General features: G+C 67.2%; 15 protein-coding genes. 6 read left to right on the top strand and 9 right to left on the bottom strand.

The annotated features are described in order from the left end of the window. Window positions 1–127, top strand: a 127-nt coding sequence (locus O9280_RS16155; RefSeq protein ID WP_298345142.1) for an integrase core domain-containing protein, incomplete at its 5' end; no start/stop codon positions are given. Window positions 128–136: 9 nt separating this feature from the next. Here the strand turns inward: O9280_RS16155 and O9280_RS16150 are convergent. The 7 genes from O9280_RS16150 to groES all read right to left on the bottom strand — a co-directional run bounded on the left by O9280_RS16150 (window position 137) and on the right by groES (window position 5,889). After that, a complete protein-coding gene (locus tag O9280_RS16150; RefSeq protein ID WP_298345140.1) occupies window positions 137–427 on the bottom strand; it encodes a restriction endonuclease subunit S in 291 nt (96 codons plus the stop codon). 158 nt (window positions 428–585) lie between these two features. Then, complete coding sequence (locus tag O9280_RS16145) at window positions 586–2,496, bottom strand: N-6 DNA methylase (protein WP_298345131.1); 1,911 nt, start codon at window positions 2,494–2,496, stop codon at window positions 586–588. Between the two features lie 21 nt (window positions 2,497–2,517). After that, entirely contained in the window at window positions 2,518–2,706 is a 189-nt protein-coding gene (locus O9280_RS16140) for a type I restriction-modification system subunit M N-terminal domain-containing protein (RefSeq protein ID WP_298345128.1), read from the bottom strand. 41 nt (window positions 2,707–2,747) lie between these two features. Continuing rightward, on the bottom strand, window positions 2,748–3,176 hold the full coding sequence (locus O9280_RS16135; RefSeq protein WP_298345125.1) for a hypothetical protein: 429 nt from the start codon (window positions 3,174–3,176) through the stop codon (window positions 2,748–2,750). Beyond that, on the bottom strand, window positions 3,173–3,742 hold the full coding sequence (locus tag O9280_RS16130; protein WP_298345122.1) for a Panacea domain-containing protein: 570 nt from the start codon (window positions 3,740–3,742) through the stop codon (window positions 3,173–3,175). The genes O9280_RS16135 and O9280_RS16130 overlap by 4 nt, the downstream gene beginning before the upstream one ends. Window positions 3,743–3,904: 162 nt before the next feature. Beyond that, window positions 3,905–5,545: a chaperonin GroEL gene (groL, locus tag O9280_RS16125; protein WP_298345119.1), complete on the bottom strand. Its 1,641-nt coding sequence runs from the start codon at window positions 5,543–5,545 to the stop codon at window positions 3,905–3,907. 56 nt (window positions 5,546–5,601) lie between these two features. Next, the gene (gene groES, locus O9280_RS16120; RefSeq protein WP_298345116.1) at window positions 5,602–5,889 is read right to left on the bottom strand and encodes a co-chaperone GroES; all 288 of its coding nucleotides are present in this window, start codon (window positions 5,887–5,889) and stop codon (window positions 5,602–5,604) included. Between the two features lie 186 nt (window positions 5,890–6,075). Between groES and cutA the strand changes: the two genes are divergently transcribed. The 3 genes from cutA (at window position 6,076) to O9280_RS16105 (ending at window position 9,904) form a co-directional block, all read left to right on the top strand. Beyond that, entirely contained in the window at window positions 6,076–6,411 is a 336-nt protein-coding gene (cutA, locus tag O9280_RS16115; protein WP_298345113.1) for a divalent-cation tolerance protein CutA, read from the top strand. After that, entirely contained in the window at window positions 6,412–7,728 is a 1,317-nt protein-coding gene (locus O9280_RS16110) for an APC family permease (RefSeq protein ID WP_298345110.1), read from the top strand. 115 nt (window positions 7,729–7,843) lie between these two features. After that, window positions 7,844–9,904, top strand: a complete 2,061-nt coding sequence (locus O9280_RS16105) for an endonuclease (protein ID WP_298345107.1) — start codon at window positions 7,844–7,846, stop codon at window positions 9,902–9,904. A 25-nt stretch (window positions 9,905–9,929) separates the two neighbouring features. On the opposite strand, the gene O9280_RS16100 is transcribed toward O9280_RS16105, so the two are convergent. Next, entirely contained in the window at window positions 9,930–10,796 is an 867-nt protein-coding gene (locus tag O9280_RS16100; protein WP_298345106.1) for a sterol desaturase family protein, read from the bottom strand. A 94-nt stretch (window positions 10,797–10,890) separates the two neighbouring features. Here O9280_RS16100 and O9280_RS16095 point away from each other — a divergent pair, with 94 nt between their 5' ends. Together O9280_RS16095 and O9280_RS16090 are read left to right on the top strand one after the other, a co-directional pair. Further along, entirely contained in the window at window positions 10,891–11,493 is a 603-nt protein-coding gene (locus O9280_RS16095; RefSeq protein ID WP_298345104.1) for a TetR/AcrR family transcriptional regulator, read from the top strand. A gap of 99 nt (window positions 11,494–11,592) precedes the next feature. Next, on the top strand, window positions 11,593–13,155 hold the full coding sequence (locus tag O9280_RS16090; RefSeq protein WP_298345101.1) for a leucyl aminopeptidase: 1,563 nt from the start codon (window positions 11,593–11,595) through the stop codon (window positions 13,153–13,155). A 49-nt stretch (window positions 13,156–13,204) separates the two neighbouring features. Here the strand turns inward: O9280_RS16090 and O9280_RS16085 are convergent, their stop codons facing one another. Further along, entirely contained in the window at window positions 13,205–13,837 is a 633-nt protein-coding gene (locus O9280_RS16085; protein WP_298345098.1) for a PH domain-containing protein, read from the bottom strand. Window positions 13,838–13,869 lie beyond the last annotated feature (32 nt).

Raw genomic sequence — 13,869 nt, 5'->3', positions numbered from 1 at the left:
GGCCACGTGGCGCTTCCTGATCGACTACAACGAGCACCGCCCCCACGACGCCCTCGGCGGCATGACGCCCGCCGAGTTCCGAAATCACCACGACGCCAGAAGCTCTACTTTCGAACTGTCCGCTTGACGGGGGAGGTTACGCCGGGACTGGGAAGCGCTTCAGCGTTGAAGCATTCAGGTTTTGCTGCGAGCCCCCAAGCTTCAGATTGACCAGATTCTGGTAGTTCGCCTTGAGGTAGTAGTAGAGGAACAGGTAGTGAGCCTTTCGCTCATCAACGACGAAGTTGCAGCACGCCTGGTTCGTCGTGACCGGGATCCTGTTGACAGCCACGTTGCCAGCCGTATCACCGTCGCCGTACATAGCGACGATCAGGCTGTTTGCGGGGATGAGCTTCGCTGCCGAGTTCTCCAGGCCGAGTTCGGTGATGTGTTCAGCAGCGCTGTGGATAAAGCCCTACTTCACTTCGCCAGTCTTGATCCAAGGGATCGTCCCGCCGTCGAAGTACTCAGGAAGGGTGCGCAAAGGCGTGCCGCCAGAGGTGATGCGACTGCACAGGCTCTGAAGCTCCACCATGCGTTGCTGCATCACGCTTCACCTGCGAGAAGGCGTTGCATGTTGGCGTTGATCACACCTTCGAGTTGCCGCGCGTCGCCAGCGAGCGCGTTGAGCTCATCAAAGCTGAGGCTAAGTTCCTCCAGGAACTCCTCCTCCGTCTTCCCGTCCTCCTCAATCACCACACCCACATACCGCCCCGGGTTCAGCGACCAGTCCTGCTCGGCGATCTCCTCGCGGCTGGCCAGCTTGCAAAGACCGGTGACGTCTTCGTAAGCCGCCTTGGGGAAGCGCTCCTGCAGCCACAGCACATGCTGGTAATACAGCTCGGCGGTCTTCAGCTCGTCGTGCAGGGCTTGCACCGCGGCCTTCACGCCCTTGGTCTGGCGGTTGGCGGTGGCGCGCTTGCCCTCAAGCTTGGCGGCCTCGGCCTTGCGCTTGTCCATCTCGCGGATGGCCTTGTCGAGCTGCTTCACGGCCGCATGCAGGCCGCTGAAGAAGGGCGTGAACTGGGCACGCAGCTGCTGCTGGGCGGCGTTGCGCTCGTCCACGCTGTGCTTCTGGCCCCGCGTGCGCTCGTGCTGGGCCTGGGCCTGTTGCAGCGCGGTGAGTTGGCCCCACCGGGCCTGCAGCGCGGCGATTGCATCGCGTGCAGCCAAGCTTGTCGCAGCGTCTTCCGCCGCTTCCTCGGCCAGCACCGCCAGCAGGCGTTCGCTCAAGGCCGGCAGGTGCTCGGCGGCTTCCTTGAGCTGCGCCATGCCCTGATGCAGGTAGCGGTCTACCTGATCCACAAACTCCTGGCGGCGGCCCTTGTGCAGGCGGGGGATGAGGGCGATGCTCTGGATTTGCGCGTCGCTGAGCTCGCGGTGAGCGCGGTCGATTTGCGTAAAGATGTTGCGGGCGTCGATGAAGAGCACTTTTTCATCGGTCTTGCCCTTGTCGAAGAACCACAAGGTGGCCGGCAGAGTGACCGTGTAGAACAGATTCGACGGCAGGGTGAGCATGCCGTAGATGAGATTCTTCTCGATGAGCGTGCGGCGGATGTCGGCCTCGGAGTGGCGGGCATCGCTGGCCGAGTTGGCCATCACCAGCGCAGCGCGGCCGCCGGGCTTCAGCGAGGTGGCGAAGAGGTTGATCCACAGGTAATTGGCGTTCGGGACGGTTTCGACGGCTTTTTCCTTGCCGTCCTTCCCGTCTGACTTCTTGGCCTTGGTCTTGTTGCGCGGAACGCCGTAGGTGTTGAAGCGGCGATCCTTCTCGACGCTGTCCAAGGCCACGTCATCGACGTTGAAGGGCGGGTTGGCCAACACGTAATCGAAGGCGCCAAAGGCGCTGAACGGGTCTTCGTAATGGCTGTTGGCCTGCTTGATGTCGCCACGCAGGTTGTTCACCGCGAGGTTCATCTTGGCGAGCTTGACCGTTTCCAGCGTCTTCTCGGTGCCACAGACGAAGACGTCGAGGTCGGCCGCCTTGTCGGTCTGGTGCTGCAGGATGAACTCGCCCGACTGCACGAACATGCCACCGGAGCCGCAGGCGGGGTCGAACACCTTGCCGCCATGGGGCTCGATGATCTCGGTCATCAGCTTGACGACAGAGCGCGGCGTGAAGAACTCACCGCCACCCTGGCCCTCGCTGAGTGCAAAGTTGCCGAGGAAGTACTCGTAGATCTGGCCGAACACGTCGCCCGAGGCGTCGACCGGGATGTCGGAGAACAGCTTCAGCAGGTCTTTGGGGATGTGCTTGTTCTTGTCGCTTCGCGTGAAGCGGTCGTACTCCTCCTGGGGGAGCACGCCGAGGAGTTCCGGCTTGGTTTTCTCGATGCTGGCCATCGCGGCGCGGATCGCCTTGGCGATGTCCTCTTGTTCGGGAAGCGCCAGCAAGTAGCCGTAGCGGGCCTCAGGAGCAAGATAGAAGCCGCACTTCTCGATGGCGATTTCTTCCACGCTGCGCTCGCGGCGTGTGCCCTAGAGCTTGCGGAACTCCTGCTCGATGGCGGCCTCGTGCTGGGAGTAGCGGTTGTCAGCGAACTTCAGAAAGATCAGGCCCAGCACGGGCGTGCTGTACTCGCTGGCCTTGAGGTCGGAGTTGGCGCGCAGCTTGTCGGCCGCGGCCCAGAGATCCTTCTCGAGCTGTTTGAGCTGTTCCCTGTTCATCGGCACCGAATCGTTGTGACTGTAGGCCGGATTCTCTCAGATCAGCTGCCCAGCTCGGCCATGGCATCCCGAATGCATCGAGCTTGGTGGTTGCTGGTGTCGTCGGCCGCCGCGGCGCACGCCATGGCGCCTCTGAGCGGCACCGCATCGAGCTGCATCACCCGGCGGATAACGCCTTTTCCAAGCTGGCCGCGAAACACGTCGATGTCGTAGTCGTCTTGGGCGCGCAGGTCGACCCAGGTGGGCTTGGCGAGCTCGCCACCCGGAATGCCAAGGGCGAATCCGGGGTACGGATCGCCATGGTGGCAGCCGGGTGGCCGATGGCTCGCGTAGCGACTGGTCAACATCCGATAGACAACGTCATTGCCCTGCGGGAGCGCGAGCACCAGCAGGTACTTGCCGAGCAGCTCGCCGGTGTCCGGGTGGGGGTAGTAGGCAGCGTGATGGTAGATGCCGCCTACCGCGATCATCCCGGCATCGCACCCAGGGCAACGCGGACGGCAGCCTGCTCGTCGGCATAGGCGCGTACCGCATCGGCATGCGCGTCACTGTCGGCGATCGCCAAAGCGTAGGGGATGTGCTGGTTGACCCCACGCCCCGAGTCCCAAATCTTCGACCACGGGCCGCGCTCCTGGTGGGTGACATTCACCATGGGCATCGACAGATCGTCCTTGAACCGCTCGGCAAGGCTTTGCATGAGGCGGAGCTCACGCGGCGAGAAGTGGCTTTCGTCGAACGCCACTTTTGGCACAACGGTCAGGCGGTCGTAATCGATCACTCGCTCGGGACGGATCTCGACGGCGGCAGAGAAATCCGTCTGTGGCTGCTCCCACTCCGCAAAAAATGCGGTCGGCACAGGGCCGAACTTCCAAGCACTGTAGTCAAGGCCAGTGACACTGCGGCCCGTCTGGCGGAAGTGCTCGAAATCCAACAGGTAGAGCAGCTTGATGAGCTTGATCTTGCCGCAGAACGCCGTGTTCGAGGCAAAGAACACGATGGCATTGATCAGCTTTTCCCGCTCGCGGGGCTTCAACATCCGAATTGCTCCTCTGGAGCCGGTGCTTAGCGTAAGCCCGCACCGGCGATGCAGCAAGAAACCTCACGTTCGCAGGAGAACTCGCTCATTCTGGCCTCAAGGCCTGAATGAAGAAGGCCCGCTTTCGCGGGCCTTCTTGTTTCACAGCGCGGGAGGCGTGGATCAGAAATCCATGTCGCCCATGCCGCCCATGCCACCACCGCCCGGAGCAGCCGGAGCGTCCTTCTTCGGGGCTTCGGCAACCATCGCTTCGGTCGTGATCATCAGGCCGGCGATCGACGCGGCGTTCTGCAGCGCCGTGCGCGTGACCTTGGTCGGGTCCAGGATGCCGAACTGCACCATGTCACCGAACTCGCCGTTCGCCGCGTTGTAGCCATAGTTGCCCGACTGCTCGAGCACCTTGTTGAGGATGACCGACGGCTCGTCACCGGCGTTGGTCACGATCTCGCGCAGCGGGGCTTCCATCGCGCGCAGGGCGATCTGGATGCCGTGGTTCTGGTCTTCGTTGATGCCCTTGACGTTGGCGATCGCGGCCTTGGCGCGCAGCAGGGCCACGCCGCCGCCCGGGACGATGCCTTCCTCGACCGCAGCGCGCGTGGCGTGCAGGGCGTCTTCGACGCGGGCCTTCTTTTCCTTCATCTCGACTTCCGTCGCGGCGCCGACCTTGATGACGGCCACGCCGCCGGCCAGCTTCGCCACGCGCTCCTGCAGCTTCTCGCGGTCGTAGTCCGAGGTGGTCTCCTCGATCTGCGCCTTGATCTGCTTGATGCGGGCCTGGATGGCTTCGGCATTGCCGGCGCCGTCGATGATCGTCGAGTTCTCCTTCGAGACCTGGATCTTCTTGGCGCGGCCGAGGTCCTTGATGGTCGCCTTGTCGAGCTGCAGGCCGACCTCTTCCGAGATCACCGTGCCGCCGGTCAGGATGGCCATGTCTTCCAGCATCGCCTTGCGGCGGTCACCGAAGCCCGGGGCCTTCACGGCGCAGACCTTCACGATGCCGCGGATGGTGTTGACGACGAGCGTGGCCAGGGCCTCGCCCTCGACTTCCTCGGCGACGATCAGCAGCGGCTTGCCGGCCTTGGCGACACCCTCGAGCACCGGGAGCAGCTCGCGGACGTTCGAGATCTTCTTGTCGTGCAGCAGGATGAACGGATCGTCCAGTTCGGCCTGCATCGACTGCTGGTTGTTGATGAAGTACGGCGAGAGGTAGCCGCGGTCGAACTGCATGCCCTCGACGACGTCGAGTTCGTTGTCCAGGCCCGAGCCTTCTTCAACGGTGATGACGCCTTCCTTGCCGACCTTGTCCATCGCCTTGGCGATCAGCTCGCCGATGTTGGCGTCGGAGTTGGCCGAGATCGAACCGACCTGGGCGATCTCCTTCGAGGTCGAGCAGGGCTTCGAGAGCTTCTTCAGCTCGGCGGTGGCTTCGGTCACGGCCTTGTCGATGCCGCGCTTCAGGTCCATCGGGTTCATGCCGGCGGCGACCGCCTTCATGCCCTCGCGGATCAGCGCCTGGGCGAGAACCGTGGCGGTGGTGGTGCCGTCACCGGCGACGTCCGAGGTCTTGGAAGCGACTTCCTTGACCATCTGGGCGCCCATGTTCTCGAACTTGTCGGCCAGCTCGATCTCCTTGGCGACGGACACGCCGTCCTTGGTGATCGTCGGGGCGCCGAAGCTCTTCTCGAGCACGACGTTGCGGCCCTTCGGGCCGAGGGTCGCCTTGACGGCGTTGGCGAGGATGTTCACGCCGCGAACCATGCGGACGCGGGCGTCTTCACCGAAACGGATGTCTTTTGCTGCCATGGGAATGACTCCAGGAATTCAGTAGTGGGGATGGGGTTCGCGGCCGAAGCCAGCGATCAACCCAGGATGGCGAAGATGTCGTCTTCGCGGACGACCAGGTAATCGGTGCCGTCCAGCTTCACTTCGGTGCCGGCGTACTTGCCGAACAGCACCCTGTCGCCGACCTTCACGGCCGGGGGGCGCGTCGAACCGTTGTCCAGCGCCTTGCCGGCGCCGACGGCCACGACCTCACCCTTGATCGGCTTCTCGGTGGCCGAATCGGGGATGACGATGCCACCAGCGGAGACTTTTTCTTCTTCCATACGCTTGATGACCACGCGGTCGAACAGCGGCTTGATGCTCATGAGGGAAACCTCTTTGCCTTGTTGATCAATGGGTTGCGGAAAATCGAACCGTTTCCCGGCCGGGCACTGCTAGCACTCGGGCCGGGTGAGTGCCAATTCTAGCGCGCACCGGTGACGCCAAGGTCACCGGGTCGCGGGTCAGGAGGTGGGGCCCAGCCGTCCGGTTTCAAGGGGCACAATCGGCGCATGTCCGCCCTTCTTGTCTTTTGCACCGTTCCCGCCGCCGCGGCCGACCAGCTCGCCCGCCTGCTGGTCGAGGAGCGGCTGGCCGCCTGCGTGCAGGCGCTGCCCGGCCTGCGTTCCACCTACCGCTGGGAGGGCGAGCTGCAGCAGAGCGACGAGAGCCTGCTGTTGATCAAGACCACGGCCGAGCGCTACCCGGCGCTGGAACGGACGCTGGCCGCCCACCATCCCTACGACCTGCCCGAGATCCTCGCGGTCGATGCCGCCGCCGGCCTGCCCGCTTACCTGCGCTGGCTGCAGGACGAAACCGCGACCGGCGAGCCCGGCGACGCGGACTGAGTGGCGACGACGCTCCCACCAGCGAACGAAGGCAAGCCCGGCCTCGGCCGACGCCTGGGCGCCGCCGCCCTCTGGCTGCTGGTGCTCAATGGCATGGTCGGCGCCGGCATCTTCGGCATCCCCGCCGAAGCCGCGCGACTGGCCGGGGCGTGGAGCCCCGCACTCTTCCTCCTCACGGCCCTGCTGGTCGCCCCGGTGCTGCTGTGCTTCTCGCAGTTGGCCAGCGGCACGCGCGAGAGCGGGGGCCCGGCGCGCTACGTGCAGATCGCCTTCGGCGCGCAGGCGGGCTTCCAGACCGGCTGGGCCCTATACATCGCCCGGCTCACCGCCTTCGCCGCCAACCTGAGCCTGATGCTGGCGGCGATCGCGCACTTCCTTCCCAGCCTCGGCGAAGGCCCGGCGCGCATCGTGGCCCTGGCCGCGATCGTCAGCGTCGTGGCCACGCTCAACATCGTCGGCGTGTCCTGGGCGATGCGCTCCTTGGGCGCCCTCACCGTCGCCAAACTGCTGCCGCTGCTCGGGCTGGTGGCACTCGGCCTCGCGCAGTTGCCGGCGGCACCGGCAACGGTGGCTCTCCTGCCGGCGGAAGGCCTCGCGTTCGGCCCGGCCCTGCTGCTGATGGTCTACGCCTTCGTCGGTTTCGAATCGGGACTGATCCCGGGCGGTGAAGCGCGCCATCCGGCGCGCGACATGCCGCGCGCCCTGCTCGGCGCCCTGCTCCTCTGCGGCCTGCTCTACGCGGCGCTGCAGTGGCTGTGCCTTCGCTTCGTGCCCGAACTGGCGACGCAGACGCGCCCGCTGGTGGCCTTGGGCGAAGCCCTGCTCGGGCCCTGGGGGGCCAGCCTCGTGCTGGCCACGATCGTCGCCTCGGTCGGCGGCAACCTGCTGAGCTCGATGTTCGCGGTGCCGCGCGTCACCCACAGCCTCGCCGAGCAAGGCCTTTTGCCGCGGCCGCTGGCGGCGGTCTCGGTGCGCTTCCGCACGCCTTGGGCTTCGGTGTTGCTCTACGCCGTCCTCGCTTGGGCCTTGGCCGCCACCGGCAGCTTCGTCCTGCTGGCGGCGATGAGCGTGCTGGTGCGGCTGCTGATGTACCTCGCCTGCCTCGCTTCCATGCCCGCCGTTGATCGCCAAGGCCCCGAGGACCGCTGGCGCCTGCCGGGCGGCCCGACGGTCGCTTTGCTCGCGGCCGGCGTCTGCCTGGCCTTGCTCACCCAGGTGGAATGGCGGGCCGTGCTCGGCACCGCCGGCCTGCTGGCATCGGGCAGCCTGCTGTACGCCCTCGCGCGATGGCGGAAGCGGCCCGCTCCCGTCGCCTGAGCACCGCGGCGGCGGTGACGCCCACTGCTGCGCTGCGGCGGGCGCTTGTCACAAAGCTTTCCTAGACTTTGCGCCACTGCCGGCCCCCCGACGCCGGCACACCAGGGGAAAATCCGTGTCTTTCCGTCCGTTCCGCGCCCTCGCGGCGCTGGGCCTTGTCGCGTGCGTGCCCGCCGCGCAGGCCGAGGTCTTCATCAACGAGATCCACTACGACAATGCCGGGACGGACTCCGGCGAGCGCATCGAGGTCGTGGCCACCGCCGGCGAATCGCTGAGCGGCTGGCGCATCCACCTCTACAACGGCACCGGCAGCACCACCGCCGCCACCGCCTACGACAACGACCCGCTGCCGACCGGCGCGCTCGCCACCTGCGGCGGCGCCACCGTGCGCTTCGCCACGTTGAGCTATGCCGCCAACGGGATGCAGAACGGCACCCACGACGGCATAGCGCTGGTGAACCCCAGCGGCACCGTCGTGCAGTTCATCAGCTACGAAGGCCAGATCCGCGCCAGCAGCGGCGTGGCCTCGGGCCGCACCAGCGTCAACCTGCCGGTCAGCGAAAGCGAAGCCACGGCGGTCGGCCACTCGCTGCAGCTCGGCGGCACCGCCAGCGGCTCGGCGGGCTTCACCTGGCAGGCCGCGCAGGCCTCGACCTTCGGCGCCTGCAACCGCAACCAGAGTTTCGGCAGCGCCAACACGCCGCCCAGCATCACGACCACCACGCCGGCCAGCGGCGCGGCGGGCATCAGCCCGACGGCGACGTTGAGCGTCGCCTTCAGCGAGAGCGTCACGCTCTCCACGGGTGCCTTCGCGCTCAGCTGCGCCAGCAGCGGCAGCCATCCGCTCAGCCACGCGACCAGCGGCAGCAGCTTCACCATCACGCCCTCGGGCGCCTTCGCTGATGGCGAAAGCTGCACGCTCACCGTCACGGCCAGCGCGGTGAGGGACAGCGGCAACGCCTCGCCGACGGCCAACACCACGGTGGCCTACACGCTGGTGAATGCCGCACCGCGCGTCACGGCCACCACGCCCGCCAACGGCGCGACCAACGTTGCGCCGACCGCCGCGCTGAGCGTGGACTTCAGTGAACCCGTCACCGCCGGCACGACGGCTTTCGCGTTGAACTGCGCCAGCAGCGGCAACCACCCGCTGAGCTACCCGACCACCGGCAGCCGCTTCACGCTGACGCCATCGGGCGCCTTCACCGGCGGCGAGGCCTGCACGCTGTCGATCAGCGCCGCCGGCCTGCGTGATGCCAACAACGCCACGCCCACCGGCAACGCCACGGTCGGCTACACGCTGGCGTCCGCCGCGCCGACGGGCTACTACAGCCGCGTCAACACGAGTTCGGCGAGCCAGCTGCGCTGCTCGCTGCACGAAACGATCAAGGGCCACACGGCCTACCCGTACTCGGCCAGCACCACGGACAGCTGGGACATCCTCGAGATCGCCGACGAAGACCCGGCCAACACCGCGCGCATCCTCGACGTCTACAAGAACCGCAGCTTCGCCAAGGTGAGCGAACGCGCCGGCACCGGCACGGGCATCACCTACAATCGCGAGCACACGTGGCCGAACTCGCTCGGCTTCAGCTCGCAGACCGGCAACCTCGGCCTGCCCTACGCGCCCTACACCGACACGCACATTCTTTACCTGTCGGACACCGCGTACAACGCCGACCGCGGCAACAAGCCTTACGCCAACTGCCCGATGAGCAGCGGCTGCAGCGAACGCGCCACGGAAGTGAACAACGGCACCGGCGGCGGCACCGGCATGTATCCCGGCAATTCGAACTGGGTGAAGGGCCCCGACGGCAACGCCGGCAGCTTCGAGGTGTTCAATGCCCGTAAGGGCGACATCGCCCGCGCCATCCTGTACATGGCGATCCGCTACGAAGGCGGTGCGCATCCGGTGAACGGCCAGGGCGAGCCCGACCTCGAGCTCACCGACGACCGCTCGAAGATCGTCATCACCTCGGCCTCGCCGGCCTACATGGGCCTGCTCAGCACCCTGCTGCAGTGGCACCAGCAGGACCCGCCGAACGCGGCCGAGCGCATCCGCAACGAAGCGATCCAGCAGTTCCAGGGCAACCGCAATCCGTTCATCGACCACCCCGAGTGGGCGACGGCGGCGCTGTTCAACTCGGCGAAGCCGGCCACCTGCCAGTTGAACTGAACCGAGTCCACGGCCCGCGTCCCGGTCACCGGGGCGCGGGCTTTCCGGGCATCGCCCACAGCGACCGAACGAAAGCCCGCCAGGTCGGCGCGTCGCGCAGTTCGCGCCACCAGCGCCCGATCTCCAGCGTGTGCACCGTCCACGGGTTGCTGGACGTGATCGGTTCCGTGAGCCCGTAGCGCACCGGCTCGTCTTCCCTCGCATAGGTGCCGAACAGGCGGTCCCAGACCATCAGGATCGCGCCGTAGTTGCGGTCGATGTACTGCGGCTGCATGCCGTGGTGCACGCGGTGGTTCGACGGCGTGTTGAGCCAACCGTCGAACCACGGCAGGCGGCCCACCGTTTCCGTGTGCAGCCACTGCTGCCAAGCGAGGATCACGCCGAAGCAAGCGGCGACCAGCAGCGGGTCGAAGCCGACGAGCACGGCCGGCACGTAGAACCACGGCGAGAACGCGCCATCGACGAAGGACACGCGCAGCGCGGTCGTCTGGTCGAACTGCGGCGAGCTGTGGTGCACCGAATGCGCCATCGCCCAGTAGGGCCGGAAGTGGTGCGCGCAGCGGTGGTCCCAGTAGTAGAGGAAATCCACCAGCAGCAGGCAGGCGAATGCCGTCCACCCCGTGGTCGGGATCGACCACGGCACCAGGGCCGCCGCCCCGCCCCACAGCGCGGTGACGAAGGCGAGCACCCAACCGCCCACCAGCAGCGGCGGCAGCGAAACGCTGGCCGAGGCCAGCATTTCCAGCACGGCCTTGCGGTCCAGCGTGCCGGCGCGATGGCGCCGCCAGAGTTCGAGCGGGAGGAAGACCACCAGCAGGGCCGCCAGCAGCACGGCCACGAGGCCCAGCCACTGGGCGATGCCACTGGGGGGGAAGGCGGGAAGGGTGTCCACGGTGGGGCTCCATTCGATGAATGAGCGCTCACCTTATTAATGCCCGGGGCCGCCGTCAAGCTAAACTTGAGCGGTCGTTCATCGAATCGTCGCCATGCGCACCGCCAACCCCGAACTGCAGGAACAGCGCCGCCGTCAGATCCTCCGCGCCGCCGGGCAGTGCTTCGCGGAAAAAGGCTTCCACCAGGCCAGCATGGCCGAGATCGCCAAGGCCGCCGGCCTGAGCATGGGCCTGCTGTACCGCTACTTCGCCAACAAGGACGCGCTGGTGCTGGCCTTCGCCGAGCTGAGCCGGGCGAACTCCGTGGCTCTCTTCGAAGCGCTCGCCACCAGCGACCATCCGAAGCGCGACCTCGCCGGCATCGTCGACGCCCTGCTCGGCGAAGCGCTGGATCCGGCCCTGCTGCGCCTGCAGATGGAAGTGATGGCCGAGGCCTGCCGCAACGACACGCTGATGGCCTCCCTGCGCCGCGAGGACGCCCTGGCCCGCGACGCCCTGCTGGCCAGCATCGAGGCGCTGCGGAAGCGCGGCCTGGCGAAGCCGGCCGTGCCCGCGCCAGCACTCGTCGAACTGCTGAACGCGCTGTTCGAAGGCCTCACCGTCCGCCTTGCCATGCAGCCCGACCTCGACCGTGAGCGCCTCGCGAAAGCGACGCTGAAGGCCCTCGTCGCGCTGGTCGGCATCGATTCGCGCTGACCTGCCGATTCACCCCGCCACGACCTCGCAGCGCAGGGGCGAAGGCAGGATGCGGAACGGTTTCGACCGTCCCGTCTTCTTCCTTACCGAGGTGCATCGATGCGACATCGCGTGGTCCCGTTCCTGGCCCTGTCCGTCCTCTTCGTGTCGCCCGCCGACGCCCAGCGCGCGTTGGCCATCGCCGACTACGCCCTGCCGGAAACCGGCGCCGTCGCGGTCGCCGTCCGCCAGGGCGTGCCGGATGAAGGCGCCTTCGCGGCACTCGACCAGCGCAGCAATGGCGCCCTGCGTCGCGCCGTGCGCACGGCCGGTTTCCTCGGCGACCGCGGCACGGTGCTGAACCTGCCCGGCGTCGGGCCCTACGACCAGGTGCTGCTCGTCGGCACCGGCAGCGACCCGGTCACGCCGCGCTTGCTGGAGGATGTCGGCGGCCTCGTCGGACAGGCGGGCGTGCTCAGCGCCGCCGCCGACCTCACCCTGCTCTGGCCCGAGGCGGGCATGCCAACCGCCGGCGCCCATCTCGCCCTCGGCGCCTCGCTGGGCCAGTACACCTTCCGCCAGTACAAGACGCCGAAGCCGGGCGCGCCGGTGCTCGGCCAAGGCACCCTCACCGTCCGCGTCGCCGATGCCGCCGCGGCGAGCGCGGCCTGGCGCAGCGACTGGGCCCACGTGGCCGAGGGTGTGCGCTTCGCCCGCGACCTCAAGACCGAACCCGGCAACGTCATCTATCCGGAAACCTTCGTCGAGCGCACGCGCGAAGCCTTCAAGGGCGTTCGCGGCGTCAGCATCGAGGTGGTGGATGAAGCGCGGATGCGCGAAATCGGCATGGGCGCGATGCTCTCGGTGGGCGGCGGCAGCGCGCAGCCGCCGAAGCTGTTGCTGGTGCGCTACCGGGGCGCGGGCGACGCCGCGCCGGTGGCCTTCGTCGGCAAGGGCATCACCTTCGACAGCGGCGGCATCTCCATCAAGCCGTCCGACAACATGTGGCGGATGAAGCACGACATGGCCGGCGCAGCGGCCGCTACCGGCACGGTGCTGGCGCTGGCGAAGCGCGGCGCCCGCGTGAATGCCATCGCGGTGGCGGCGCTCGCCGAGAACATGCCCGATGGCGAAGCGGCGCGCCCCGGCGACGTGGTGCGCACGCTGGGCGGCCTGACCTTCGAGAACCTCAACACCGACGCCGAAGGCCGCCTCGTGCTGGTGGACGCCATCGCCTACGTGCAGCGCCAGGACAAGCCGGCGATGTTGATCGACATCGCCACGTTGACCGGTTCGCAGGTGACGGCGGTGGGCGACGAGTACGGCGGCCTGTTCTCGCGCGACGACGCGCTGGTGGCCGACCTCGTGGCTGCTGGCGCCACGAGCGGCGAGGAGCTGTGGCGCCTGCCGCTGCACCCCAGCTACGCGAAGGACCTCGAATCGCCGATCGCCGACCTGCGCAACGTCGGCAGCGGTGGCCGCGCGGGCGCGGGCCTCGGCGCGCACTTCATCGGCGCCTGGGTGGACCCGGCCGTGCGCTGGGCCCACATCGACATGGCCTCGATGGCGTGGCGCGACGATGCGCCGCTCCCGACCGTGCCGCTCGGCGCCTCCGCCTACGGCGTGCGCCTGTTCGACCGCTTCGTCCGCGACACGATCGAAGCACCGAAGCGCGCGGACTGACCGTCGCCAAATGCCGGGGCGTCGGACGACGCCCCGGCAGTGACCGGCCTCAGGGCACCGGCGGCGGCGCGGCGTTGTTGTGGATGAACTTCTCGAAGATGCGCGAGTAGTCGCGCGTCGTGTGGCGGTCGAGCATCGCCGAGTTGAGGTTGTCGAGCACCGCGTTGAAGTGCGACACGACGGCCGCTTCGCCCTGCAGGTTGCCGAGCTTCAGCATGCCGCCCATCGCATCGAGCGTGCGCACGGCGTTGTCGCGCGAGATGGCGTCGCGCGACTGCTGGCGGCCGATGGCGATCAGCGCCTTGTAGATGTCCTTCACCTGCTCGATGAAGCTCTTCTTGACGTCGATGCTGAAGTGCGCCTCGCCGATCGAGAACTTCAGCTCGACGTCCATGTCCATGTTGCCGGCCGTCTCGATGGCGCAGTAACCGATGCGGTTGCTGGCGTACTCGTAGCGCTTCACCGTGCGCTTGGTCGACACGGCCGACTCGCCGTCGACGTGGATCAGCGCCTGGTTGGTGAAGCAGTACTCGTCCTTCTTCGACTTGATCAGGAAGAAGATGCGCTCGCCGTCCTCGTGGAAGAGGTAGTCGTCGGCGTCGACCTTGTCGAACTCCGCGGCGGGGACGATGACGCCGATGTCGCTGATGCCGAGGGCTTCGGCGGCGAGTTTCTTGAACATGGGGTGGGCTCCTGAACGAGGGGATGGGGCCG

This window comes from Silanimonas sp. (assembly GCF_027531545.1).
In the GTDB taxonomy this organism is placed as follows: Bacteria; Pseudomonadota; Gammaproteobacteria; order Xanthomonadales; family Xanthomonadaceae; genus Silanimonas.
The sequence above is the reverse complement of the archived record's forward strand: the minus strand, read 5'-3'. Positions and strand labels throughout refer to the sequence as shown.